The 26,565-nt window shown below is 45.4% G+C and carries 12 protein-coding genes; all 12 read right to left on the bottom strand.

Features of this window, described 5'->3' with window-relative positions:
• Positions 1-6 precede the first annotated feature (6 nt).
• Positions 7-9,684, bottom strand: coding sequence for a hypothetical protein (locus VGB26_09130; protein HEX9757951.1), 9,678 nt, complete (start codon positions 9,682-9,684; stop codon positions 7-9).
• 270 nt (positions 9,685-9,954) lie between these two features.
• Positions 9,955-11,628 carry a CRTAC1 family protein gene (locus VGB26_09125; protein ID HEX9757950.1) on the bottom strand — a complete coding sequence of 558 codons (1,674 nt, stop codon included), beginning with the start codon at positions 11,626-11,628 and terminating at the stop codon, positions 9,955-9,957.
• A 93-nt stretch (positions 11,629-11,721) separates the two neighbouring features.
• Entirely contained in the window at positions 11,722-13,839 is a 2,118-nt protein-coding gene (locus tag VGB26_09120) for a tetratricopeptide repeat protein (GenBank protein ID HEX9757949.1), read from the bottom strand.
• A gap of 37 nt (positions 13,840-13,876) precedes the next feature.
• The gene (locus tag VGB26_09115; GenBank protein HEX9757948.1) at positions 13,877-14,425 is read right to left on the bottom strand and encodes a hypothetical protein; all 549 of its coding nucleotides are present in this window, start codon (positions 14,423-14,425) and stop codon (positions 13,877-13,879) included.
• Between the two features lie 105 nt (positions 14,426-14,530).
• Positions 14,531-16,753 (bottom strand): hypothetical protein, encoded by a 2,223-nt coding sequence (locus VGB26_09110; protein HEX9757947.1) that lies wholly within the window; start codon positions 16,751-16,753, stop codon positions 14,531-14,533.
• A gap of 4 nt (positions 16,754-16,757) precedes the next feature.
• Complete coding sequence (locus tag VGB26_09105) at positions 16,758-17,477, bottom strand: SUMF1/EgtB/PvdO family nonheme iron enzyme (GenBank protein ID HEX9757946.1); 720 nt, start codon at positions 17,475-17,477, stop codon at positions 16,758-16,760.
• A 112-nt stretch (positions 17,478-17,589) separates the two neighbouring features.
• Positions 17,590-18,285: a formylglycine-generating enzyme family protein gene (locus VGB26_09100; protein HEX9757945.1), complete on the bottom strand. Its 696-nt coding sequence runs from the start codon at positions 18,283-18,285 to the stop codon at positions 17,590-17,592.
• A gap of 127 nt (positions 18,286-18,412) precedes the next feature.
• Positions 18,413-19,291 (bottom strand): formylglycine-generating enzyme family protein, encoded by an 879-nt coding sequence (locus VGB26_09095; GenBank protein ID HEX9757944.1) that lies wholly within the window; start codon positions 19,289-19,291, stop codon positions 18,413-18,415.
• Positions 19,292-19,318: 27 nt separating this feature from the next.
• Complete coding sequence (locus VGB26_09090) at positions 19,319-22,312, bottom strand: cytochrome c3 family protein (protein ID HEX9757943.1); 2,994 nt, start codon at positions 22,310-22,312, stop codon at positions 19,319-19,321.
• Between the two features lie 139 nt (positions 22,313-22,451).
• On the bottom strand, positions 22,452-23,501 hold the full coding sequence (locus VGB26_09085; GenBank protein ID HEX9757942.1) for a 6-bladed beta-propeller: 1,050 nt from the start codon (positions 23,499-23,501) through the stop codon (positions 22,452-22,454).
• The gene (locus VGB26_09080) at positions 23,502-25,313 is read right to left on the bottom strand and encodes a hypothetical protein (GenBank protein ID HEX9757941.1); all 1,812 of its coding nucleotides are present in this window, start codon (positions 25,311-25,313) and stop codon (positions 23,502-23,504) included.
• 168 nt (positions 25,314-25,481) lie between these two features.
• Entirely contained in the window at positions 25,482-26,498 is a 1,017-nt protein-coding gene (locus VGB26_09075; protein HEX9757940.1) for a peptidylprolyl isomerase, read from the bottom strand.
• Between the last annotated feature and the right edge of the window lie 67 nt (positions 26,499-26,565).

The raw sequence follows: 26,565 nt of genomic DNA, 5'->3' as shown, positions 1-26,565 counted from the left end.
TAAGTCTCAAGGTTTGTTAATCACCATTTCATAGGAAAAATCATCCCTCAACACCAAAAACCAATACCCTTGCCAAGGTTCCAATGCAGCGGGTGTGGGATCATCAAATTTAACCGCATCGAATGTTATTCCATTAAAAAGGTATAGAGAACTCCCTACCCAGCCACGGGTCACCGCCTCAGGAAAACCAAGGGTTTCTCCCGATTCCATCCTCCTAATACTGGTCTCTCCTAACCCCACTCTTTTGTTAAAAGGGTTCCCAAGGATATTCCAACCCCTCTGTATTGAAATAGAATAGGGGCCTGTTGTAATTTCTTGTGATCCACTTGGGGCATCGACTACGGAAAGGTTTCCCTGGGAAAAAAGGATATATCCCATCCCCTCCTGCACCGTCGTTGGAGTTTGGTAAGATCCTTTCGAAGAGTCTAGACCCGTGGAAAACCAACTGGATATATTTACAGGAATCCCCACATCATCCCCAAAAACGGAATCCACATCATTGGGTATGGTAGTCAAGGGAACGGACACAAGGTTAAACCCGTTCCGCATGGCTGTGCGGGAAGAAACAATATTTGAAATCCCAGAAATTCCTTGAGGAGACGAATTACTTTGATTATATCCCTCATCAAAAACTTTTATGGCTATGGTGTAGGGTGTATTCCGGGTCAAACCGGTAATAACAAACGTTTCAATCTTCCCAGCTTCATGAGGAGAGGGGAGATTTGAAACAGGAGTTGCATTAGCAAAATTAATGGTTCTCACCCCATCCCCTCCAGAACCCACGATTTCCAAATGAGAGTACCGCAAATCGTAACCGGTAGCGGTTCCTAATTTTCCGTCATTACCGGAAGCCGTCCACCGAACCATCAACGTGGTATCTGTTACCCCAGCGGATACGACAACAAGATCGGTAATGGCCGACGGAGCAACAGTGTCATTAGAGGGGGTATTTGACAAAGTGGCCGCCGTCGCAATATTGGAAAACCCTCCTTTATTCCCAGCTTCATCAACCGCTTCCACCCCAAAATAATAGCGCGTATTGGGGGATAGACCGCCAATAGCCAAGGTCTCAGTAGACCCTGCGGTTTTGGGAATAAGGAATTGTTTAAAAGTAGTGGCATTATTAAAGTCCGTTTGATTTTGAATATTCGTGATTGAAAATTTCACAATATAACGGTTGGCCTGTCCTATGCTTCCATCATCACCCGTTGAAGTCCATATTAAAGAAACAGAATTGGAGTTTACCGTTTCCCCAAACCTTAAATCAGTGATTTTTGCTGGAGGAGTCGTATCAGCCCCAACCACCACAGAAACCACATTGGAGATTGCAGAGGTATTTCCATTGGCATCCTTTGATTTTAAGGCAAAGAAATATGTTCGTCCCCCCACGAGCCCCCCTATCGTAAATTCCTCTGGGCTCCCTGCAGAAGAAGGTGTTGGGGAATTTAAAACAGAGGTGGCACTTGAAAAACTCGCGGCAGCAATTTGGAAGGTTGCATATCGAATATCATAGGATGCCACATTCCCCCCCCCATTATCCGCTGGAGAGGTCCACTTGAATGTCACGGAACTGGTTGTGGTAGAATTAGGTTTTTCTGTAAGATCCGAAACCGCATTTGGGGCAGTCGTATCGCTTGGATCCAGGATGGTTAGCAAATTATTTCCTGAAGGGGACTGTCCGATTAAAGGATTGGTAACAATAACATCTCTTAGACCTTGCACAGCAGAGGGGTTTACATCCACATTCACCACCAATTCACCCGCATTGATAAACTTCACCAAATTCACCACCACTCCGGTGCCCATTGAAACCGTCGCCCCATCTACAAAATTGGATCCCAAAATAGTAATATTTTGATCATTCACCCCTTTAAATAAACTTGAGGGAGAAATACTGGAAACGGTGGGAGTGGCTTGAATATAAAGATTACAACCCCCCGGCCCCCCGTTTTGACCATTGGTGGTTAATCCTGCCCCTCCTGTACCACCTGAACAATTCATATTGGATGTGCTCAAAGTAGAGGTTATCGCATAGACGGCGATTCGACCACCACCGCCACCACCACCAGGATTATTTCCAGAGGAATGATTTCCCCCATTTCCTCCTTTTGTAGAAAAATTTCCAGAACCCCCAAGTATATTGGTAATGACCTGGATGCTCCCTCCACTTCCACCGCCACCCCCGGAAACCGCACTATTAATTCCATTTTGCCCTTGAGCCGTTAAAAATCCATTTAAGGTAAGGGTATTTATTACCTCTATCTTATAAGCTCCCCCCCCAGCTCCCCCAACACCTGTTGCATCTCCATTTCCACCCCCACTCCCTCTTGTAATTGGAAAAGTACTTGAACCATAAGTGCTTAAAGAACCCTTTCCTCCAGAAGAATTTCCGCTGTTTCCACCTCTTCCCCCGTGAGAAGCTCCACCTGCACCTGAACCAGTGCTGCTTCCCCCAACACCAATTCCACCTGAACCACACCCAACCGCTGCCGCACAACCCCTCCAGTCCGAAGAAATTTGTCCCCCTGATTCGATGTTCATATCGGACGCTTTAATGGTTACCAATCCCGAAGAAGGAATTAAAAGAATCCCTCCAGCCCCCGAGCTTCCCGACGCACAAGTTGAGGATGTTCCGGCCACACATATGGTTCCAGTGGCAGTTAAAGTAATGTCCCCTTGAAGGGTCAGAGTGGCACCATCTCTGACGGTAATATCAGGATAGGTGGCATCCGTTGAAATGGTCATATTAGACGAAACAAGCAGATTGGAGCTAGAGACCAAGGCTATATTGAAGAGAGAAGAAACTGTAACCGTTCCGCTATCTGGATTTGTAACAGTAACATCCCTTGCTCCCGGGGTAGCCAAACCATTGATATCCACGGTCACATCCAAACGGGAGGAATTTACAAAATTAACGGAATTTACCGTAACCCCGGTACCGCTAAAACCAACCGTTGCGCCTGTTTGAAAACCAGACCCATTGATTGTAATCAAAGCGGAGGATACGCCTTGGGGGGCAGAGTCAGGACTAAGCCCTGTAATCCTTGGAGAAGAAGTTGTTCCCGAACCAATGGTAAGAATTCCAACCCCCATCACGGATTGTCCATCTGAATTTGTTACAGTGATATCCCTTGCTCCCGTAGCTGCCCCACCTGAAACATTTACCGTAAAAGCCAATTGTGTTCCCCCGTTACTGGCGTTCACCCCACCATTCGTGGTAACCCCTGTCCCACTAAAAGTGACGGTAGACCCCGAAACCAGACCGGTTCCCGAAAGGGTTACAGAGGTTGAGGTTCCAAGTCCTAAGATTGAGGGATTTATCCCATTTACAGTTAAACCGGTTATGTTTTGGTGCTGAGCAAATGAAACCATAAACGATTCCGGTTGAACCATAACGTTCTTCCCGCTATCGGAATCATAAACGGTTCTCGGACTCGGAGGATTTGCTTCTAAAATCGTGCTTTTATCCCACACAAACCCGGTCCAATGATGAAACGTAATCCCCTGGGGAGAGCTTTCATTAGAATCGTTTTCATTAAATTTTCTATCGATCAGTGTTAGTAATTGTTCATTATTGGTTGGATTAGAACGTAACTGAATCACATCTGGAATTCTTGGGCCTGATGGAAGAAATGAGGCTGAAGACCAGCCACTTCCCAATGTCCACTTTCTATAAACCCCGCCCAAAATCCCTCCATTCCCATAGGCCGCAATCATCTGTTGTTTTTTGGACTCCCAGGCCAAATCAAAGTTTCTACCAAAACCTTCATTTTGTGTGAAAGTTTTTATTAACGCCGAAGTCCCTGTAGTGACTTCAAATAAACCAGGCATGGTTACACTTTGCCCCTCCGGGTCGGTGTTGGTAACCGTTACATTCCGGGATCCTAAAGGGGCTAAGTTAGAAACGGTTATGGGAACAGTCAATTGTGTGGGGCTATCAACCGTTACATTCGCAGAATCTACCGTTATCCCGGTTCCACTGAAACTTACCAACACGGGTTGTGTGAGACTTCCTTCTTTAAAATTTGCTCCGGTAATAGTTAGATTTAAACTTCCTACTCCTTGCCCTATACTATTCGGTGAAATGGAAGAAACGGTTAATGTAGAACCAGGGTTTTCTGTCAGCGTAAAAGGTGTTCTTGTCCCAGTATTTAACCAATTCGATCCATCCCAAAACTGAACCTGGAGCCCCCTGTTTTCATCCAATATCCCTAACGCCATCTGGTCGGATTGGGGATCACTGACCAAACGAAGATGGCGTAGATTGGCACTCGAGGACGAACCCAATTGAATGGCCTGGCCTTCGTTTCCCCAACTTGTTCCATCCCAAATTCGATATCGCGGTGTTGAACTTGAGTTTTTACTCCAAACCACCATTGCCTTGCCGGATTGCCTTTCATAAGCAACATCAAATCCTGGGGTTGCTGGAGAGGTTCCTTCAATGGTTAACCTCTTCTCATTTCCAAACTGGGTTCCATTCCATACCAAGGAATTAATATCTTTTTGGCTGTCTTTAAACACCAAGAGGATTTCCTGCCCTGAAGGGTTGGCTGCAAGTTTGACCCATACAGGGACCCCAGTCGTTGCAGTGTTGAAAACTTGTTGTTCAGACCCCCAGTTGGTTCCATCCCAAATTCTATATCGAAGAACCGACGATCCGCTCAGGCCATAGACCACCAAACCCCGTCCCCCAGCCTCAAAGGCAACATCAAAGGCGGTTCCTTCTACGCTCGCTGAACCGGAAAGGGGTGCAATTTCCAGTGCATTTCCCCATTGGACACCATTCCATACCTGTACCATTAAACGGTCTTTACTATCCAAAGAAGCAAGGATCTTTTCATTTCTAACCGGGTTAGAAACCATAACATTCCAGTGGTTGGGGTTCACCCCATTGACGGCACTACTTTCCTGCGACCAGCCTGACCCGTTCCATGTTCTAAACCGGGGTGTTGAAGTGGAAGATTCTCCATAAGCAACCAAACCCGTCACCGTTGTAGAAGGAATGGCCCCCACTTCAAAATTATTGGAAAAAGTATTACTCCCTCCATCTTGGTTATTAATCACAAGGGTTCTTTTTCCCACTGTTGCCGAGGAAAGAACATTAACCGTTACCTGTAATTCATTAAAACCAACAAAGGTAGGATTCCCGGATACTTCAATTCCATGGCTGCAATTTGGGACCAGGTTGGTATCACAAGAAATGTCTACCGTCGCATTACTAATAAACCCGCTTCCGATTAGCCTTAAAACTTGGTTAAGGGTTCCGGGGGGAACACTTGAGGGAGAAACACTGGTAAGCTGGGGATTTGAATTGATTCGGAATAATCCAGTGGCACTTCCACTTCCGGTATCGGGGTTTGTAATCGTTAGAGTCCTTGGCCCGGCGGTATTGGTGATTGAAGAACTGACCGTACAAACCAATTGGCTTCCACTTCCCGAACAGGAGCTCGCTGAAAAACCTCCCCCATCCATTGAAAGGGTGGCGCCGGTTTGGAAATTGCTTCCATTAAGGGTCAGGGTTTGACTGGTCAAACCACGGTTTAAATTATCCGGGGAAACAGAGGTTAGGGTTGGGATGGCACTAATGGAAATAAGTCCGTTTGCGGTAAAGGATGTTCCATCGGGGTTTGTAACGGTCACATTTCTACTTCCAGAAGAAGCTGTGTTGGCAATATTAACTGTTAGCGAAAGAGTTTGCGCATCCACGAAACTGGTGCTGACCACCGTAATTCCAGTTCCACTAAAAGATACCGTCACACCATTAACAAAATTTGTTGCTGGGTTTGAATCAGTATCGGTAAGCGTGAGGGACACATTGGTTCTTCCTTGAATCAACGTGTTTGGGGTGGCCACCGAAACATTGGGATTGCTTATTGTGGTGATGATACAGGTTCCATCTGACCCCGCTGTTCCCCCGGGGGGAGCAGTCCCCCCTTTGGATAGACTAGCCCCACAACTTGTGGAAGGAACGGCCACACCAGAAAAAGTGTTTAATCCACTGGGAACATAGTAAATGGCTATTCTTCCCCCAGCACCTCCACCTCCACCGCGATTTAAATCATTGGTCCCTCCAGCGCCCCCATTGGCACTAACGCTCCCAGTTCCTGATAAGGTATTTGCAGTCAAATAAATGCTTCCCCCCGCCCCGCCTCCTGCCCCACCGTTTGCCCCATTTAAATTCCCTCCCGGATTTCCATTTGCGGAAATGATTCCATCGACTTGCAAGGTTCCCCCAACAACCAATTTTATGGCACCTCCACCCGGTCCTCCATTTGGATTGGAAGGATTGTCTCCGGCAATTCCCCCTGAACCAAGAAAAGTAGGTTTGGTTGCCAGACCATAACTTGATCCTCCAACACCAAAGAATCCATTTCCACCATTTCCACCGTGGCCTCCACCACTGTTCCCACTCGGTCTTCCAGGGATACCTAAATTTCCGCTGCAACCATTAGCACCTACCCCCTGACCACTCGGACACCCTTTCCCATTGGCTGTAACGGTTCCTCCAGCCGCCACAGTCATATTTCCCTGTACGGATAAACCGACCGCCCCCTGTAAGGTTAGAACTCCTCCATTGTTTACGGTAACAGAAATATAACTGTTGATATCGCTGGATGTTAAGGTTTGACTTCCGTTAACTGTTAAAGGCGAAGCAGCGGTGACAGTAAAAGGTGAAGATGCGGTGGAAGAACGCCCATCGGGGTTGGTTACCGTAAAATTATAGGTCCCAGGAGTGGTGGGGAAAGAAATATTTACTAAAAGCACAATCTGGGTAAGGCTGACCACATTGATGGATGAAGCCGTGATCCCCGAACCCACTGAAACATTAAGACCATTCACAAAACCGGTCCCCGTGATGGTCACCTGTTTATCTATATCCCCTTGAACCCCGTTAGAAGGACTCACACTCGAAATAACCGGAACTGCATCAACTGTAAACAGACTGCTAAGGGTTTGGGAGCCACCATCAGGGTTTGTGACAGTGACGCTCCTTGCTCCAATTGGAGCAGTTGGGAGAATATCAACAGTGGTTTGTAATGTGCCGGTATTCACAAAAGAAGTTGACCCCACTGTAAGTCCCGATCCCCCCAGAGTAACGGTCGCCCCGTTTTGAAAATCTGTTCCAGAAATCGTCAATTGGAGGGAGGTAGCGCCTTCATCTCCTCGCTTTGGCGTAATGGTGTTGATACTAGGGGTCGGATTGATTGTAAATATTCCGGTTCCTCCAAACCGTCCCTTATCAGGATTGGTCACACTGACATCCCTGGTTCCAGTGGTTGCATTACTGGCTATATTCACCGTAACCGATTGCTGGGTGGAATTGATAAAACTGGTATTGTTAATGGTAATTCCAGCTCCACTAAAAGAAACCGTAGCCCCTGAAACAAAATTGCTGCCATTAATGGAAAGGACTTGACCGGTGGCCCCTCGTCCTCTGCTGGCCGGGGATATGGAACTAATAGAAGGTCCTTGTGTTAGTGTCAAACAACCGGAACAGGTTCCTGCCCTCCCATCCAAATTGGTGACCGTTACATCCCTGGTTCCCAACAGAGCAGTTGTTGAAATCGTCACTGGAACGGTAATAGATGTACTGCTGTTTACGGTTACCCCACCTGATGTAATATCTCCTCCTCCACTAAATGAAACGGTTGCCCCGCTAGAAAAACTAAAGCCCGTGAGAGTAAGGGTTTGGCTCAAAGCCCCTTGGCCCAAATTTCCAGGGCTTACATTATTTACGGTTGGGGAAAGCTCAACTTGAAGTCTGTTACCCCCCACCCCCCGACCACTGTTCGAGGAATTACTGATAATCACATCCCGCTGCCCCGAGGTGGCAGTTGGGGCAATGCTAATGTTTCCTGAAATTTGGGTTGAACTGTCACAGGTAACATTATTGATTACAATTCCAGAACCGCTAAAAGAAAGGGAACATCCATTGGGAGAATCGAAATTTGTCCCACTGATAACCACGGAGACATTGCTTTTACCCTGATCCACCCGGGATGGGGAGATTGTGGAAACGGTAGGACCTGAAGCCACAGAAAAAGTTGTGGTACTGCTGGTCCCATCGGGATTGGTCACAGTCAATATTCTGTTCCCATTACTGGCGAATGAAGAAACCGAAATCGTTACGGAGAGGCTGCTGTTAGAAGAAATAAAGGTTGTGGAAATTATGGTAATGCCCGACCCGGAAAAACCGACAGTGGCGCCGTTTTTAATGTTGTTTCCCGTTATAACCAGGGTTTTACTCGCTGCTCCTTGTCCCAAACTAGATGGAGAAACAGAAATACCACTTGGGGCAGATCCAATGACTTGCAATCCCCCGGACCCTCCCCCGCAGGTTCCGTTAATGCCATTTCCCCCGCCACCGCTGCCTCCGGTTCCTCTTGTACAAATTAAATTACCAACTGGAAAGGTTGTAGAATTATAATAGGCGACAATTCTTCCACCCCCGCCGCCACCGCCCCCATTTGCCCCGCCATTTCCACCAATTGCCCTAAAGGTTCCTGTCCCTGATAAAGTCCCTGCGCTGACAAAAACACTTCCCCCGCTTCCTCCACCGGCACCTCTACTACCGGTTCCTCCGACAGACCCATTAGCGGAAATAATTCCGTTATTGGTAAGAGTTCCAGAAACCCCAATTTTAAGAGCCCCTCCGCCATTTCCACCCGCAACCGCTATATTTCCCGCCAAAGTAGAAACCACGCTCTTGCCCCCACCACTCCCCAGGTCTGTGGGTGCCATTGGATTTCCATAGGCTATACCTCCCGAAGAAACGGGATCCGTTGGGCCAAGGGTCGAGAATCCATTTCCCCCCGTTCCCCCATAACCTCCACCCCCACCGGGCCGAAGGTTAAGACATGCTGCCCCATTTCCATCCTCCCCCTTTCCTTGGCCGGCAGACCCGACATAATCAATGTCTTTACATCCTCTTCCCCCTTTTTGCCCCCCTCCATTGAGGTTAATTCTAGAAGCAGATCCAACCGTTAGATTCGTCCCTAAAACCGTCACCCGTTCTCCAAAAATATTGGAACTCGTCAAGGTAATGTTGGAACCGTCCAAGGTATATGAACTATCCCCGGTAATGGTAGCATTGGTGGCGTTAATGGTGGGGGAAGGTAATAAGCGTGCTCCCCTAACAAGTTTTAAGGTTCCATTTGAAATGGTCAGTGTTTCAATTTCAATAGTAATGGCATTAATGGTTAACGTTTTACCATTGGTAACCAAAATATTTTTCCACCTTCGTGGACTTCCAACATCAAGAATTATATCTCCACTTGCCGTATTGACATCCAAATTTCTTTCATTCACATTAAAAGTAAGCGAATTGGTCGATTGGGTGTTATCAGGATCGAAAACATCTACCTGCCATGTGGCAATTTCCGCTTCTGGCGAAACGTAAATAATGGCTTCAATCTTAGGAGGGTTGATCATATCGTTGACATATTTTGTAGAAAGAACCGAGATACCAGGCTTTGTACACGAATTACATGTAAAGGTCACAATGGAACCGCTCACAAAATTGCTCCCTTGAATGGTAACGGTAATCTCTTTATCCCACAATCCCGAATTGGGAGTAATGGTTGTAAGTGTGGAAACGGATTGAGCGATAATAGGGGTGGTTAAAAGGAAAAAAATACCATAAAGACAAAAGAATAAAACCCGATTAAATGTTGGATTTTTCATAGGTTCAGTAATTTTTGAGAAAGTATAAAACATGACTTTTATTGACAGAACTGGATTTATATTCCCTGGTTTAAAAGAGCCCATTATCCTTTGAAGTGCAATTCCCATACCCCCCAAAAAACCTTACACACAAAAACAACTTTTTAAAACAATGAGTTACACTTCAATTTCTTTTGTTTGATTCTTTATTTTTTTATTGTTCTTTACTTAACCTAGATTATGAAAACGAATACCTCAAATCAGTAAGTTTATTCTATAGTTAAAACACTCTCATGGGATCTGTTTTATTATGTTCTTCCCTTCTTTAAAAACAATAAATTGATCACTTTTAATATTGTCGTGCTTCTCAACTTTTCCCAAAGGCCATTGGACCTCTATCCATTCCGCCTGTTTTAATTCTCCTAGCCCGAATGTTAAAGGGAGTTCACTTTGAGACAGATAGCTGGATCCCGTTTTGACCATGGCTTGAAGAACCTGATCACCCACTTTTACTTTTACCAAGGCCCCAATACCATCCCGGTTACTTTCCGTTCCAACCAACCCAATCCTTAACCAATGGTTTTGATTTCCTCCTTCATTTCGGTACAAAATGGGCCTTCCCCCATTCTCCGTTAAAAAAATATCCAAATCTCCATCTTCATCATAATCCAAATAAACGGCCCCTCGACCCAAAACAGGACGGGTCAATGCCTTCCCATGATCTAAACCCACCTCATCAAATTTTTTCTCTTTGTTCTGGCGAAAGAGAAGAGGCCTTTGCTGATAGGTTGATCCTTTGGATATTAGGGAAGCATGGCGGTCCACATGTCCATTGGCGGTAAAAATATCCAATAACCCATCCAAATTAAAATCAAAAAAGAAAAGACCAAAGGTTAAAAAGAAATGACTCGGAATGGCAAGGCCTCGGTTTCGACTTTCATCGACAAAAACTCCCTTTTCCCGCCTGACAAAGAGAGAGAGTTGTTCGTGGGCAAAGTTTCCAATTAAGATTCCCGGCCCACCATCGTTCTCAAAGTCCGCAACATCAATTCCCATACCCGCTTTTGCCAAACCCCTCTCGTTGACGAAAAGGCCTTTTTTCAAAGCGGCTTCAACGAATGTTCCATCCTGCTTATTTCGATAAAGGAAATTTGGAACCATATCATTGGCGATCACCAAATCCATCCACCCGTCTTCATCCATATCCAGCATGGAGACCCCCAAGGTTTTTCCCTTTGTGTTCAATAGACCTGATGGCTTGGTCACATCCTGAAAGGTTCCATCACCTCGGTTTTGATAGAGCCGGTTGGTCTCTCCCGAATAGGGTTCAGGCCCGCAGAAAGATTTCTCCTTTCCATCGATGGTACACCAAAGATCGGTTTTTGGGGACCATTGAACATAATGGCCGACGAAGAGGTCCAAATCCCCGTCCCGATCATAATCAAACCAGAGGCTACCGGTAGCCCAACCTTTTTGGCTTTTTCCCTGAAAAGCCTTTTGGGTCACATCCTCAAAGGAACCCTTTCCCTGATTATGGTAAAGCGTAAAACCCTCATATCCGGTAACCAATAAATCCTGAAAACCGTTATTATCGTAATCTCCCACAGAACACCCCATTCCGTATAGTTCAGAAATTATTTGTGCTTGTTGGGTCCTGTCAGAAAAGGTTCCGTTTCCATTGTTATGGTATAGAACGATACTATTTGGAATGGGCTTCAATTCCTTCTGTTTTTTTAAGGATGAAAAATCGCGATTGCCATTGATCAAAACCAGATCGGGGGCCGAATCGGCATTATAATCTATGACACAAACACCGGAACCAAAGGTTTCAGGATAAAAGTACTGACCCGTTCCCCCGTTTTCATGGATAAACTTAATTCCCGCTTTTTGGGTTACATCTGTAAACATTATTTCAGATTTTAAATTATTCATATTATTTTTAACCGATTTTTTCTTTAAATCCAATTGGCCCCCAAAACATTCCTGGTTTGTCCCCAAAAAAATTAAAAAAATTCCTCCCAAAAAAAACCAGTGCACCATAAAAAAAAAATTCTATTCTTAATCATGAACATGAATTTTTTGAGCCTCACGATTGATCCATAAATCGCTTCGTCTAAATACGCCTGCCAATGTCTCCTCTTCCTCAGCGTCCTTGTATTTTAAATAAAGATTCCTTTTGACCCTGGCTTGTTTTTCATCCCCCAGCGCTTCAAAAATTAAACTTAAATTCAAATGAACCATGGGATCCTCCGGATCAATCTCCAGTGCCTTTCCAAAAGAGGATTTTGCCATTTCCAAACTTCCGATTAAAAATTGGATTCTCCCCATTTGTTTTAATACCTCCCGGTCATTGGGAAATTGGAGGGATAGAGGGTTTAAAAGGGCTAAGGCCTCTTCATAGTTTCCATACTCTTTCTCAACCAGTGCTTTTAGAAAAAGTCCTTTAGAAGAGGACGGATCCAAATCAACCAAACGTTCCGCTTCCTCCCGGGCATCCTCTATGGCCCCATCGGCTAATAAAACCCGAACGAGTCTGGCCCGGGTTTCAAAAAACATTTCATCTCCCATCAATAAGGTCCTAAAAACTTCCTCGGCCCTGCGAAAATCTCCCTGGAGAAAAAGTGCCAATCCATAGTCATTTAACCTGTCCGAGGTTTTTTGGAAGTCATTTCCGGAATCACGGGTTTTTTCCAAGTTCAAATCATTGGCTATTTGAATATGAAACTCTCCCATTGTGACCACTGGAAAAGGATCAATTTGGGTATTTTTCCCTTTTTCTTCCTTTAACGCAAATTGAGTAAATGAGGGCCGAAACTTTCGATACTGTAAACTGGCCTTGATGGAAATCCCACTTTTGCAACCTTCTGGAATGAGAGCCTTATAAAAAACAACATCCGAACCCCCAGGAGGGATTACGCGTTTATATGCAGTTGCAATCCAGTCCTGAATATTCCTTTGGAGAATGGGTTCCCCTTTTTTGTTCAAAAGCAATGCCCCGTAAAAATGGGCCCTAGGATCAACTTTTCCGTCTTCCTTTAGGAAACCGCTATGAAAAATTGGATTTCCCCGTTCATCATTTACCTGAAACTCTATCCACACCTCCTGTGCGTCGATGGTTCCGCCGGGAAATGAATGGCCCACACCTTCATTTTTCACCAGAACCTCAAATATTATCTCTTCTCCACACCGGAACCCCAATGGATAGGGGTCAACCGGAAAAACCCAAACCTTATCCTGATTAGATGTCGAGTCAGAAATTTCTTGGAGTCCAGAAACTTCACTTTTTTTACGTACCGCAATCAGGTCTATGCTAATCTGGTTATTCCTTAGAAAATCCCTAACCCGGTTTAATTGAGGCAAATCCTCCAACACATGGGGCAAAGCGGTATTTGCCGTAGCAAAGGCGTGATGATGAATTTTACCGTTTTTATTTCCCATATCTTGCGATTCAACTTCCGGCATATGACAATCGCTGCATGATTTCCCTTTTTTATTTTGATTTCCCAAGGGGGCGGCAACATGCCCCGAAATTCCACTCATCTGCCATGCGTCATATTCATTTTGCCCCCTTTTCCAACGATACCCGTTTACCGGAACATCAATACTCACCTTATGGCATAAACCACAAAACTGGGATTTTGAGTGAAAAGGCTTCAAAAATTCTTTTCGATGGGGGCCGGGTTTCACTCGAATTAAAAGGCGGTTTAAAAACTGGGGTACAGGCCCTTCTTGATCTTCAAAAGGATATTTTTGAGGCAATCGAATAACATATTCGGCGTTTCCCCTTACCCCGGATATTTTTTGTATGGCGTGGCAGGAAAGGCAGACAATTCCCGCTTGAGCTTCAGGGGTGCTGGAATTTATCTTGCCCTCCATTTTCCCGGAAAACAATAGAACAGGATCATGGCAGCCACCACAAAATTTCACAGGATTGGAGCCTTTCTGCTTTTCCAAAATTTCAACCGTCTTTTTATAAAAGGGATTGTTAAAGGATGAACGATGATGCGCAGAGGAACGCCACTGATTCAAAATCTCGGAATGACAACCCGAATTTCCGCAAGACTCAGAACGGAGAAAAACCTTTGCTGATAAAATTTTTCCGTCATTCGTTCTCCCCAAGGACGGTTTAAAGAGGTCATCTTTGTCCCTCCCCTCTCCTTCTGGTTGGGCTTTCACTGGGAAATCGGCCACGGGTGAGGTGGAAGGGGAAGATTTAATTCCATTTTGATCCAATACGTTGCTGTACAGGTTTGTGTTTTCCAAAAAAATTAAAAAAAAAGATCAAAGGAACAGTCAAGGCAAACCCTTTAGCAAATCTCTTCCACGAAATGCTTTTTAAGTGCCACAGCAAAAGAATTAGGCCAATCCATCCGGCAGCAATATGAACGTGTAGGAGCCATTCGTTTCTGCGAGGAACACCAGCAATGGTAAAATACCCTCCCAGACTAAAAGAAACCAATAAAAACAGAAAAAGAATAATTCCCCAAAGAAACGGGGAACTTTTGGATCGTTTCATACTTGGGTTCTGATTTTTCACTCTAGACCCGGAAATTCCTTCCTCCTTTTGAGTCCGCCCACTGACAAGCGAGCCCGGGAAAAAACTTTCTTTCCAACCATGAAAAATTCCAAATAAAATAAAAGGGCCCAATAATAAAAAACCAACCAGGAGGTGAATTAGAATTAAAGAAAAAAGGGTAATCTCCCAAAAACTAAATACCCCAACCAGCAACCCGGTTCCCGCTTCCAGAAGAAGGCCAAACATTAAAAAATAAAAAAACACCTCTTGGTTTAATTTTATTTTCCGCACCGGAGTTTCCTCAAATTCCGTATTACCCTGAATAACGTATATAAAAAATCTTTTTCTGATTTACTGGGTGGACTCGGCGGATTGAATAACCTCCTGCTGTCCCCACTCATTGGGCCAAGGAGAACTACCCTGGGAAGCACCAACTGAAAAGGCTTTTTGAGCTACCCATTTTGGATTGGTCAATTCACTTTCCCCGGGATGAGTTAAATTCCATTGATCCCCGCCATTACGGGTCTTAAAAACCCCGCTTGCAAAAGTGGCCGAAAAGGTCCCGGCATAAAGCACTTCTGGATTTCGAATATCCATCGCCAGAGAATAGATATGTTTATTACTCAACCCCACGGACATGTGGGCCCAGCTTTCCGCTCCGTCCATCGATTTGTACATTCCCCCCTCATAGGTTCCCGCATAGATCACATTGGGTCTTTCAGGATCAATGGCAAGAGAATATACATCGGTATATTTCATTCCGGTTCGCTTAATCGACCATGTTTTTCCACCATCGGTTGATTTATAAATCCATTTGCAGGTCCCTGCATAAACGGTTGAGGGATCTGTGGGATCCAAAATAACAACCTGAACGGGCCGGACATGTAATTGTTTCCAATTCTTTCCCCCATCCGTTGATTTGTACAGATCATAATCCGTACCCAGATAAAGTATGTCCGTCTGCATAGGATCAATGGCAATGGAATAGGCGCGCCTGACTTCCAGCCCATGGCTCAAATCCACCCAGTCTTCTCCTCCATTCTCCGATTTAAAAAATCCATCCCCCCAGGAAGCCACATAAACCTTTGCAGGGTTTTTGGGGTCAATGAGAATATCAATGGGTTTTCGTATGGGGGACCCCACTCTCTTCCAGTGAACTCCCCTATCCCATGATTTGTAAACGCCATCTTCGCCCCCAGCGTAAAGGATCATTGGATTTTGGGGATGCTCAGCAATGGAAAGGGCAACCGATCCGTTAAAACCGTCGTTCATCTGCTTCCAGATCTGTCCCCTGTTCTCTGAAATAACCAGCCCACTTCCCCAGGTCGCTCCAAACACAACCGAAGAATCATGTTTAGACACCAGAAGATCCATAGCCGATGAATTAACCAATCCATTATTTAACGAAGCCCAAGTTGCATCTAAAAAAGGGTTAAATCGAATTCCAACGATACCGCGGCCTTGATCCCACCCTGTATATAAAACACCTGATTTTCCGGGAAGGAAAGCCATTGATCTAACCTTGGAAATATTTTCCCCCACCAAGGGGGGATAAGAAAACTCTGGATTCGGGCGAATTTCATCCCAGCTATTTCCCCCATCTCTGCTTTGAACAATCAGAGAACCCATGGCAGCATATACAATGGAGGGCTGAAAACCATTTTCATCGCTAGGCATTACCAAAATGGAAGGAATTTCGCTTTTTTCAAATTTTTCCACCTGACGCCATTGGGCCCCACGATCCTCTGAGAAGAAAAAACCCCGGCCCTCTGTTCCAATATAAATTTTCCCAGGAGTGGCAGGATCAAAAGCGATTGAGATCACTGCTGAACTCCCTCCCCCTAATAAATACCTCTTCCATTCTCCCTTAGTATTATTGAGTTCAAACAAACCTTTTTCAGTTCCTGCAAATATATGGTACGGAGGATGAGGCTCCTTTTGAATTGAATAAACACCAAATACATCGAATCCTTTACTGGTGGACTGCCAGTGCCCCCCTTTGTCTTTTGAAACGTACAGGCCCCCTCCATAAGTTCCGGCATACAGCGTTTCCGAGTCTATTAAAAGGGAATTTATTGAGAATTCTTTTGGGCCATTTTCCATAAACCTCCAGGTTTTTCCTCCAGTTGTGGATTCGTAAACTCCCCCAAAACCTTCCATGGATTTTCGAACTCCCACAAAAAGGTGCATCGGATTTGCGGGGTCTTGAACAAGGGATAAAACCCCAAAGTTGGTCAGACCATTATTAATGGGAAACCATTCATTTCCCCGGTTGGAGCTTTTAAACAAACCGCCATCCGTTCCAGCGTATATAATGTCTGGATTCCTTTGATCCACCCAGATAAACCTCACCTCCCCTTTGGAAGATTTTTCGGGCATTCGAACCATTTCGTCAAGCCGCATGGTTTTATCGGTAAAATACCAAAAATCCGGTTGTATCCATACATCCGAGCTTTTCTTCCCACCACATCCGTTGACCACCCCGAGGAATAAAAAAACCGATATTATTAAACCCATCCAATGAGAATACACTCCCACTTTATTTTTTATCACCTCCGGCAAACGAGTTCTCATTTTTCTATTTCTCCTCAATATCCTTGGCACAACGGAAACCATTTGCATAGTCGGTATGCCAGGTTCGGTCCCCATCGGGATCATGGGTCGCCCGAACCGCAATTCGATGTGCCAAACGGGTCATGGCGCCACTGTCAGCATAGGAGCCTCCCTTGATAACACGAAAGCTTTTTCCAAACGCATTACGTTTTAGGCGGCTGCCGGGATAAGCCTCATACCAGGAGGAGGTCCATTCCCTCACATTGCCAGCCATATCATAAACCCCAAATGGGCTCGTATCCAAATCATAGGACCCAATGGGCCGTTTCCATTCCCATCCTTCATTTGCAGTATTGGCTGCTCCATCTTGGATTTGATTGCCCCAAGGCCATATTCGCCCATCATTTCCCCTCGCAGCCTTTTCCCACTCTCTCTCTGAGGGGAGTCGCTTCCCCGTCCAGTCACAATAGGCATAGGCATCAAACCAATCCGTATCGGATACAGGTTCATCCCCGCTTCCGAGTGGGTAAGATCCCTTTACCCAATAACCGGGGATTTTATTTCCTCTCTGGGTAACGTCCACAAAAATCTTATAGGCCCGATTGGTTACCTCAAATTGATCAAGATAAAAGGAGGGTAAAAATATTTTTTGCTTGGGAATCTCATCCACTCCAACGTCAATTCCGATGAGACCATCCTTTTCGGTACTTCCCATCCAAAAATAACCCTCTGGAATTAAAACCATTCCCTGGGTAGTCTGAGGGAAAGGTATAGGGTCTACCTTAGATAAAAGGCACCCTCCCATTATCATAAAAATAAAAAACTGAGAAAAGAGTTGAAATATTATATTCGCTTTATTATTCCACATTTTTCGCACATCGAATTCCAAAATCAGGTTGGGCAAGCCCGGGCAAAACGCTAAACCGGTGGGTTACCCGTGAAAAGGGAAAGAATTCAGTTCCCCATGATGCACCTCTCAAAACCTTGAAACTTTTTCCGAATGCCTTTCTTTTTAACGGGCTTCCCGGATAGGCATCATACCAGGAGGAGGTCCACTCCATCGCATTTCCCGCCATGTCATAAACCCCATAGGGGCTCACATCCCCCTTTTTTCCCCCAACAGGGTGGGTCCAGAAATGTCTTGACTCCCGGGTATTTGTTTTTCCTGGATCCGCTTCATTTCCCCAGGGCCAAAAATTCCCATCCGTTCCTCGTGCCGCTTTCTCCCATTCCGCCTCCGTGGGAAGCCTTTTTCCCGCCCAACGGCAAAAAGCGTCGGCATCATTCCAATTGACATCCAAAACCGGGTGATTATCCTCTGGTTTAGGATAGACACTGGTGAAATCTTCCTGCGTCAGCAGGGCCGAAGCCGGATGTCCCGTAGCCTCTCTAAACATTCCATATTCGCTGTTGGTCACTTCAAATTGATCCATGTAAAAAGCAGGTAAATCAACCGTGTGTTGTGGGAGTTCATCCACACCAATATCAATCCCTATTCCCCCATCCTGTTTTGTACTTCCCATGAGAAACTTCCCGGCCGGAATTAAAACCATTCCTTTAGGCCTATTTTTTTCGTTCAAAAATTTTTCCTTATCACCCAAACGATTTCCCTTGTTCACACATCCCATAGATAGAAAAATTAAAACAGCGACAACAAAGCCCTTTTCTATCCTCTTTTTTTTATTCATCATCCTTGGCGCAACGAAAACCTAAAGAGCGATGCTTCTTTTCCGGAATGGTTGAAGTGGTTCTGTGGGCTGCGCGCCCGTAGAGGTTTCCCTCAAGAACATTAGAACCTCCCCTAAAAACCCGAACCACCTCTCCAAAGGCCTTCCTTTTTAAAGTACTCCCTGGATAGGCCTGGTACCAAGAAGACGTCCATTCCGCCACATTTCCGGTCATATCGTATACCCCAAAGGGGCTAACCCCTTCTGGAAAACTTCCCACGGGTGTGGTGCCTGAATAGTCTCTTTTAGTAACTGTCCCCGGGTCTTTTTCACGATCATATACCTGAAACCAATATTCCCTGACATTTGCCTTCGCAGGATCAAACGTGTTTCCCCAAGGCCATATTCGCCCATCCGTCCCTCGCGCCGCTTTTTCCCATTCTTGTTCTGTGGGAAGCCGTTTCCCTTCCCACCGACAATATGCGTCCGCATCAAACCAGGAAACATAAATAACCGGGTGGTCCGCAAGCTCGGGGGGAACTCCCCCATCACGTTTCCATGGATAAACTTCGGGATGATGTTTGTCTCCAGGAGGTTCCCTTCCTGTATCATCCAAAAATTCTTTGTATTTTGTGGTTGTGACCTCATACTGATCGATAAAAAAACCTGGCAAATGAACTTTGAATTGGGGAACCTCATCCACCCCCACAGAAACGCCAATGATTCCATCCTTTTCGGTGCTTCCCATTATAAATGACCCCGGAGGGACATATACCATTCCTGGAGGGGGTGTTGTGGCCATTCCATATAACGGGAGAATGAGACTCACTATAAACAACACTAACCCATAAAGGTTTATTAATCGTCGATTGATTAATATTTTTTTAAACACTTTTTATACCCTTTAAACCACAAGAGGTTAATCCACTGTCGCACCACCGGCACACCAGGTGGTTCCTTGAGTTCCCCTTCCAGGAAAAGCGGGGTTAAAAGCATCATTATCGGCCTCTTCGTTAGGATTCATTGTTTGGTAAGCACATGTATCCATGGTCTCATTGTGGCAACGAAGATAGCATTTAAAACGGTAGGCACTCACCGAGCTATCCCAAACATAGGCCCATTTGGGTTTCACATCAATGGTCCCTTCCGCCTGAGGCCCAAAGTTAATCAGATGGGTATCCACAACTCCATCAAATATTCCATCCTCTGAATCGGGCGGAAGGCAGGGATAACCAGGATTGTTATTGCAAGGTGGTCCTTGGTTTGCGATATTCCCTAACCCATCCCCATAAATCGTATTTTGCGCTTCAACATTGCTGTGAACATTGTAATGACATTCATGGCACATGGCACCGCTGTACTGAAGATGATACATATGAAGATTTCCGTTCCAATGATTATCGGGGTTGGTCGGCATTCCAAAGAAATTGCTCCAATTGGGATCGGTCCGCGATCCAAAATTAGGATCAAAGGCCCTGCGGTTGTGGCACTGAAAACACAAAAGGAAGTTATCAAACCACCCCGCATTGTATCCATCACTTCCGGAACACTGTGCCAGCGTCGGATTTCCCCTTTCAAAACAGCGGGCAGGATCCAAAATATCCGTATTGTATCTGGCCCTTAAAATCCGGATATTTCTAGAACCATGAGGCCCCACAGGGTCGGAGCTTGAATCTTGAAATACCGGAGGAGGCTCATCGGTTGGCCTTAAATTGCTAAAGGTCACAGGGCCCATTTGAAGTGTGGAACTGGAGGTCGCATCGTTATTGTGGCAATCCGTGCAATTAATGGTCCGTTGTGTGGGATCCGCCGCGGTTGGAAATGCACCAGCCAATTGGTTTGCCAGCTGAGTGGTTCCGTTTCTTCCACGAGCTACCACCGGATGATATGCGGTATTATTGTTTGAAATGGTTCTTGGGGTACCTGAACTGTCCGTAATGACCATATCACTTCGAGGATTAAACTCTTTAAACTTGTTGCTAAAACCTTTAAAACTGAAACTGAGGTTATTGGGGGCCGGGGCCCTGGGATCGGACCGTACCGAAGTCACAAAGGGATCCAGGGTAACCGTCCCAAGCCCATCTTCCTGTGTACTTTTGGGAACCAAAGTTGTAACTTGCCCTTGAGGAAAGCGATCCTCACTACTGTTGTTGATCACATTGGGGCCAAAAATATTGGTATAGCTGTTTCCATGACACCTGAAGCAGACTTCATACACATAAGGGTCGCGGTCCGTGCTACGACCATCAATGTCTGTTCCAATTTCCCCGCGTCCTACAACAATTGGATTGCCAAATGTGAGGTCATTATCAATTCCCACCCCCTTCATTCCCTTAATCCGCCCTGGCGGATCGATTGCGGGACTAATGACTTGATGTGGATTATGGCAATCTACACATTCCACGTGGGGAAGGTCCGGGGTCGTTGATCCCGGGGTTTCTTCATTCCTCGCTGGCGTCTCCGACACCCCTTGACTCATGAGTTGAACTCCTTCCTGAGGTCTTGCTAGGAAGAAGGGGGAATGGCTTGGATTTAACGCATCCAAACGAAGATTCATAGCGCTTCCACACTCGGGAAAGGTGATGCAACTGGGTTCCAATGTATCCTTTGCAAACTCTGAATAGATGTCGGGTGCAACGGTCTGGCCATTGTCAATAAATCGGGGAAAGGAAGGCGAGGTGGGATCACCTGCAGGGAGGAGTGGGGTAATAGAAGCAGTATTGGGGGAATGACAAAGGTAACAGGTATTTTCTACCGAATCATTTCCGGCAAAGGTATCCACCCCTTCCCGGTGAAGGCGCTTGGCTCCTTCTGCGGTATGGGGATCATGGCAGTTTCTACAGGCAAATTCCCCAACGGCATGGGATCCATCATAGTCGTATCCCGAAGAGGGATTATTGGGATCATTGTTAACCAAAGGATACTTGTTTCGAACGGCCTGACTAACCGAATGAGTACTTTGAATCCAACCCGGCTTTTCATGGCAATAAATGCAGAGAATGGGTTCACCCGGGTGGTTTCGTGAAGGATCGGGATTGTTGGTTTCATTATGAAACCAGTTGGCTCTCAGAAATTTTGGATAGGTCACCGCATGAGGATTATGACAGGAAGTGCATTGAACAGAATCATAGACCCCCACCGTCGCGCCATCATAACGCCTCATTGGGGAAATGGGGGTGGCATCACTCACCTTTGCGGGGACCTGTTGGTTGGGCCCCGGATCCACTAACTCGGTATCCAGAACCGCCAGTTGCGTATCAAACCGAAAGGAAATGGGATGGTCATTTCTTAAATCGGTCCCCAGTCGCCTTGTATCACCTGTTTTCTCTCCACTACCTACCGGGATGGTGTTTGGAATGGGAGGAACCTGATTGGCATTGGGGTAGGTCAAGTTGAAGGGATCCGCATTATATCCTCCCGATCCCGGACGATTAACAACTGACCCGAGCGCAATGGTGCCGTCATGGCAGGAAAGGCAAAGCCGGGAATAACCCGTTGGGGCTCCAGGGTTTACTTCCCCTTCAAAACTTTTGCTCCAAGTTTGATCATAAAGAATATACGATGCGGTTGAAAGGTTTCGATTCCATATGGGGGCTTTAAATGCCGCCCCTGCGGCATTGGAACCGTGGGGGGTGTGGCAAAAAACACAAATCTCGGTGGTTTCCGTTGTAAATATATTGCGCGATGAACCGCTTCCATATAGGCTTTCAAATTTTGCCTGATCAGGGGTGGTAGCAGAAAGATTATGCCGGGTGTTTACCACATCTTCCAAAACAGGGGGAGGTGGGGTAGGTAAACCTGGAGGTGCTTGTGTAATCGCACTATGGGCCCCGAAAAAAACCACGCTTATAAAAAGAAATAGACCAAAAATTGGAGCGAAACAGAACGTCCCTAATCTGCGTATTTTTTTCACTGACTCTTGCCCCTTTTCTCCTCGAGAATTTAATTTTACTTTAATCAAACACGGTCTCTTATGTCAAGAAAAACCAGAGGTATAAACGCCTCAACGCGTTCTTTTCTAAACAAACTTGGAACCAAAATTTCAAACCCAACTATCCGCTGGAATCTAAAAATTTAAATATTTGCACCCGGAAATTAAACGTATCCGCAACAAAAATCCGATTTTCCTCATCAATGGCAATCCCCGCAGGGAGCCAAAACTGCCCGGGCTTAATGCCACTGATTCCAAAATTCATTAATAAGGCTCCCTTGGCATTAAACAGTTGAACCGTATCATAGATCCCATCAACCACATAAATTAGCCCCTGAGTATCTAAAGCCACTCCCTTGGGTTTGGAAAAACTGCCTATGGTTCGACCCAATGAACCAAAAGTTGATAAAAATTTTCCATCCGGTCCAAAATGCTGAACCCGGAAATTCATTGAATCGGTTACATAAATTTCCCCACTGACTTTATTGACCGCTAAATGGGTCGGAAAATTAAAACTTCCCGCTTGCCCCCCGCGATGGCCAAATTGAAATTGTTTTTTCCCTTCTAAGGAATAGGCCACCACACGGTGATCAACGGTATCGGAAACATAAACGAAATCGTTCAAAGGATTATAGACAATTCCTGCAACACGACCTACTTCCCCTTCCTCAACAAATTCACGAAGGAATTTTCCTTCCGGATTAAAAACAAAGATTTTGTTCCATTCAGAATCGGAAACAAACAGATTCCCCTTGGAATCAACCGTCACGCCAACAGGGGAAAGGATCCGGTAGGGATCCTTCAACCGAAATACCTGTTTATATTCCTTGGTTTTCAAGTTAAAAATATGAACAACCTGTAGACCTGTATCCCCAACATAAAGTTTTCCTCCTTCTGCACAGAGTGAAAAAGGACGGACCAAAACAGGAACCTCTTCTTTTCCAAAAAGGAGATTTCCCAATCTCCTAAAAAAAGATGGGGCTGGTTCCAAATCCCTAATGGAGGAAAGACTTTGTTCATAGGCAATCCTGGGTGGGTCCGGAGGAAAAGGCCATTCCAACGTGACCCTTTCTTTTGTTACCGGTGCCCCGCAAGCCGAAAGGAAGATCCCTAAAAGGGAAAACCCTATTAAAAAAAACCCTTGGGCATTTTCCAGGAAAATTTTTTTCATTTAAAAAGGTCTCACCGCTCTCAAATAAACCGTTTGGGTTAATATATCGGAGGTATCGGTCTCATTTAAGTAAACCGTATATTGGGCACTTAAAGAAACCAATCCAATTTGGTACCCCAGTGTCGCATTTCCTGAAAGTGTTTCCACATCTTCAGCATACTCATTAAACTGCCAGGTTTGACGGACCGAAGACACCACCGAAAGGGAGCGCAAAACAACGGTATTCCATTGCAATTCACTAAAAACGGAATCGGAAACCTGGCCCGGGGTTCCGGAAATATCTAAATGGTTGAACCCACTTTTAACGGTTACCCCCCGGGGGAGATAATAGGTGGCCTGAAGATTGGTGAGAAACGTATGTTCTTTTACCAATCCACCTTTCCGAACGGTAAAACTTTGCAGGTATTCTAAAAAGAGATTATCCCCCCGAAATAATAAATTTCGAAAATAACGACTGTTGGCCGTAAATTGAACGTGATGGTCCTGGGTCTTATCAGTGATTTCTCCGGTACCGCCTGCCCTAATGAAATAATAATTATAGGTTAATGCGACATAAACATACCGGTAATCCAAATTATCCCAGGTGGTGGAAAAATTTAAAGGAAAGTCCCAGGTCCGTGTTGAGGCCCCACCTCCCTCGGTCCAATTTATTCCCAGACCCGAGGTCACGGCTGAATTCCATCGAATAAAATCCCATAAAGACCGAAGGTAACTCACTACCACATTGATCCTTTCGAATTTAACATCCGATTGGGAAGCCCCTCTGGTGTCGGTAAGCCCCCCCGATAAGGAGGGAGAAATATTCAGACCAAATAGAGGTCTCCAGGAACCATGAAGATTCGTGAATAAGGAATTGATTTCAACATCATCAATTTCGAAACGCAAAAACCGAAGATTACCCCCCAGGTCCGTATTCGTGGTGGGCCTTCCGTTTGCCCCATAGTTAATCACATGGCGTTGAAAGGTCACATTGGACGGGGTATCATAAAAACTATAACTGGCACTTTGATTAAAGTTTAACGTCGGACGGTGAAATAGAGATAACCCGACTCCCCTCTCCTGAAAGGTTCCTAGGCCTCCAACCGGTGTCCCTCCGCGGTTGGCATAGGTGGCAAAAGCATTCAGGGTCAAGGTTTCCGAAAGATCCAAAGGCCCGTCCATATTGAGGTTCAGGCTATAGCTGTCGTGAGAGGAACTCCCGTCAACCTCCAGTTCGGTATATTGGGTACTGGCCCTGATGTTCATTTGGCGGTATTTTCCATCCCCGGTGAGATTAATAAACCGGGAAGTACTGTTTGGAGAAAAATCACTCTCCAGGTCCGATTGTTGTAAATTAAGACGGAGGGTTGGGAAATTCCTTAAAGGGAGGACCCAGTTTAAACCATAGGTCGTTCGGGTATCTTTTGTAATGACACTGGTTTCATTATCACTGGCCACCCGTTGGGCATATAGGGTTAACGGAAAAAGGCGCGGGAAAAGGTTGGCAGAACTATTAAAATCCAAAATTTCCAGATCACTGTTGCTCCCATCCCCATAACTTTTTAAATCCAAAAAGGTCCCACTGAGATGAAAGGTTCCGAGACGGGGGTCCCAGAGATCTCCGGTATTTCCTAAATGGTATCGTTGCTGAAGAGTTTCAACTTGGGTTTCCTCAGAATTTTGTTCTGTCCAAGAACTCGAATAAATTAATTCAGCGGACCCTCCCAAATTCAAGACACGACTCTGAGCCTTCTGGAAATGCAAAAATAGAAAAATAATTACACAGGCCAGAACACGAATCCACTGTAACCGGAATATGGAGGAAATCGACATACCTCTTCATTCAACCTTTTTTTTGCAGGGTTCCCTTAACCGATCGGTCAGAAAGAGTGAATATATGGCACTGCTTTCAATAGAACCTGATCTTGATCCAGCAAAGGGGAATCAACCTTTCTACCCTGCTTAGGAATCGGCAACGCCCAACCCCCCTGGCATGAACATCTATTGAGGAATGAATAATTTAATCTCTGTTTTCTCTTGTAGCCCCTTCAACCATTTCTCCTTTCGCCTTTCTATGGCCGAACGCTTAAGTTCTTCTTTAAGTAAACCTTTGTTAATTTCCAAATATTGAAGCTGACGCTGAGGCATTACTTCTTCTACCCGGATAATAAAGTAGCCGTATAAAGTCCGAATCGGATCGCTGGTTTCCCCCACCTTTAACCGATACGCAATTTCTTCCACCTCCCTTAAGCTCATTTGGCCCCGGTGTACCCATCCAAGGTCTCCTCCTTTATCCCGGGTCTGCCCATCATCAGAATAAACCTGAGCAAGGGCCTCAAAGTCTTCACCTTCATTGATTTTCTGAATGAGTTTCATCGCAGTCTGTTGAGTATTTTCCCAATCCTCGGTGGAAGCTGACGGTAGAACACCTAACAAAATCTGCCGGATCCTAATCTGTTCGGGTAACACAAACTTCTCCGGATGATCCCGGTAATAGTGCTCCAAATCCTCTTCATCAAAGGAAATTTTCTTTTCAATTTCCTGTTGAAGGGTTTTTTGTATTAATAAAAAACGCTCAACCCCTCTGTGGATTTCATTTTCGGTTAAATTTTCTAAAACCAAGCGTTCATCAAAAGCCTTGGCGGAGGGAAACCGGTTTTCAATTTTTGAAACCTCATGGGAAATCTCCTCTAATGAAACCTTAATCCCCAAACGTTTGCCTTCTTGGAAAATCAATTCTTTTTGAATTAAATCGACCAGGGCCCTTTTTTTTACCGCTCCCATTCTTTCATCGGAGAGATGTTGGTGACCGGAAAATTGAGGAAGAAGTTCCCGCTCCATCCCCTTCACATGTTGGGAAGTGATGGAAACGCCATCTACGGTAGCCATTATTTGTTCCTGATCTTGATGTGAACCATTTCCTAGTACCTCCCCTTGAGATCTTTTTTTTTCTGTTAACACATGACAGGAAAAAAACAATGGGAAAAACAGGATTAAAATCCCTATGGCTTTTCCCACAAGAATCCCCTTTCTAATGAACCCTTTTTATACAAAAAGAGGGTAGAGTACACTTACCCCTACCCAC

Source organism: Nitrospiria bacterium (assembly GCA_036397255.1).
Classification (GTDB): Bacteria; Nitrospirota; Nitrospiria; order DASWJH01; family DASWJH01; genus DASWJH01.
This window is presented reverse-complemented; position numbering and strand designations above follow the sequence as displayed.